At 63.8% G+C, this 1,980-nt stretch carries 2 protein-coding genes and 1 other annotated feature; of the genes, one reads left to right on the top strand and one right to left on the bottom strand.

Translation table 11 applies throughout. The annotated features are described in order from the left end of the window. A partial coding sequence (locus AB0F44_RS30015; RefSeq protein WP_357361002.1) for a DDE-type integrase/transposase/recombinase occupies window positions 1-716 on the top strand: 716 nt, incomplete at its 5' end. Next, window positions 21-149 (top strand) — a sequence feature (AL1L pseudoknot). (Overlaps the previous gene by 129 nt.) On the opposite strand, the gene AB0F44_RS30010 is transcribed toward AB0F44_RS30015, so the two are convergent. Next, window positions 686-1,980, bottom strand: a 1,295-nt coding sequence (locus tag AB0F44_RS30010; protein WP_357361000.1) for an IS30 family transposase, incomplete at its 5' end; no start/stop codon positions are given. The two genes, AB0F44_RS30015 and AB0F44_RS30010, sit on opposite strands and share 31 nt — an antisense overlap.

Raw genomic sequence — 1,980 nt, 5'->3', positions numbered from 1 at the left:
GAGATACTGAAGTTGGCGTCGGCCTTTTTCGCGCGGGAACTCGACCCGCGACACCGTTGATCGTCGGATTCATCGATCAATACCGCCAGGTCCGCGGCGTCGAGTCGATCTGTCGCGTGCTCACCGAGCACGGCATCCAGATCGCGCCCCGGACCTACCGAAAAGCTAGATTCCGGCCGCCGTCGGCCCGCGATGTTGCTGATGCCAACCTCGAGCATGCACTGCGTGGGCTGGTCGGTAGCCCGGAGCAGATGTATGGGCGGCGGAAGATGACTCGCTATCTGCGTCGGCGCGGACACGCGGCAGCGTTTTGCACCGTCGACCGGCTCATGCGGGATTTGGGTATGAACGGCGTGGTCAGAGGTCGCCGCCACCGCACTACGATCCCCAGCAAGGACGGGATCCGTGCCGGTGATCGACTCAACCGCGACTTCGGTGCGCAGGCGCCGAATCTGGTGTGGGTTGCCGATTTCACCTACGTTTCGACCTGGACGGGATGGGCGTATGTGGCGTTCGTCTTCGATGTGTTCTCGAGATCGATCGTGGGATGGACCGTGTCATCGACGAAGACGGCCGCGTTGGTGTCCAAGGCCCCTCAACATGGCGATCTGGCGACGCGATCACTACGGGCATCCGATCGAGCCCGGACTGATTCATCACTCCGACGCCGGCAGTCAAGGCGGATTCAACTGGTCGTCGCAACGTTTCGTTGTTGAAGCGATTGTAGATGTTGCTCCATCGCCTCGGCCGGCGTGCGCCACCCAAGGACCTTCCGCGGTCGCGTGTTGAGCGCGTCAGCGACCGCCGCCGAGTCCCTCTTACTCCACCGCGAGAGATCGGTTCCCTTCGGAAAGTATTGGCGCAGAAGTCCGTTCGTGTTCTCGTTGGTTCCGCGCTGCCACGGGCTATGCGGATCAGCGAAGTAGACCGCGATGCCGGTCTTGGTTGTCAGTTCCGCGTGGGCGGACAGTTCCTTTCTCCGGTCCCAGGTCAGCGATTTCATCATGTTCGTCGGCAGTTTTGCCAGTGCCGTCGCGAGTGCCCTATTCATCGACGCTGCCCCATAGCCGCTGAGCGCGGGACCGTTCTTCACCGGAGTGCTTTCGCGCCATCCGCGTTCCCGGGGCAAGTGAACCAGCATCGTGAATCGAGTACTCCGATCGACAGGCGTGGCAATCGCGGAGCGTTGCGCACCGATGATCAGGTCGCCCTCCCAATGCCCAACGCACGCGCGATCGTTCGCTTCGGCGGGACGTTCGCTGATCAACACCTCCGGAGTCACGTGCGCCCAGGCCACACGCCTCGAGCGAGCCCGAGGCATCCGCAACGCGCGCCCGGTCCTCAGATTCAAGATCAGTTCACGGCTGAGCCCGCCCCGGTCCTCGATATAGAGCGCCTGGTAGATGGCCTCGTGGCTGATCCGCATCGACTCGTCGTCGGGGAAGTCGATGCGCAGCCGCTTGGCGATCTGTTCGGGGCTCCACGCCTGCACCCATGCGCGGTCGGCGCGATGAGGCTTGTTGCGGCCGGTCCACCTCCGCGTCATCGGGCCCTTGACGGTTCTTCCGTGCGCGTCGGTGAGCCGACCTGCCAGGCCTGCCTGGACGTAGTCGCGCAATCGCGGGTTATCCACGAGCTTTGCGGTCTTGGGGCGGCGCGCGAGTAACTCAGCCTTCCACTGCGCCACCGACGCCCGGTAGTGCAACTTCGCGCCCCGAGTCGCGGCATTGCGCCGCAGCTCACGCGAAATCGTCGATGGACTGCGGCCAAGCACCCGGGCGATCTCACGCACACCGCTACGTTGGGATTTCAGCAGCGCGATCTCTTCGCGCTCAGCCAAGGACAGGTAGCGGCCGCCTGGCTGCGGCCACGAATACGGTGACATCCCGCCAGCATCGCGGAACCAACGGCTTCCTTTGACAGGTGATACCCCAACTGCGACACCGGCTTCGCCGGGGAGCATGCCTGCGGCGATCTTGT

The sequence above is a fragment of the Nocardioides sp. NPDC023903 genome (genome assembly GCF_040639295.1).
Classification (GTDB): domain Bacteria; phylum Actinomycetota; class Actinomycetes; order Propionibacteriales; family Nocardioidaceae; genus Nocardioides.
This window is presented reverse-complemented; position numbering and strand designations above follow the sequence as displayed.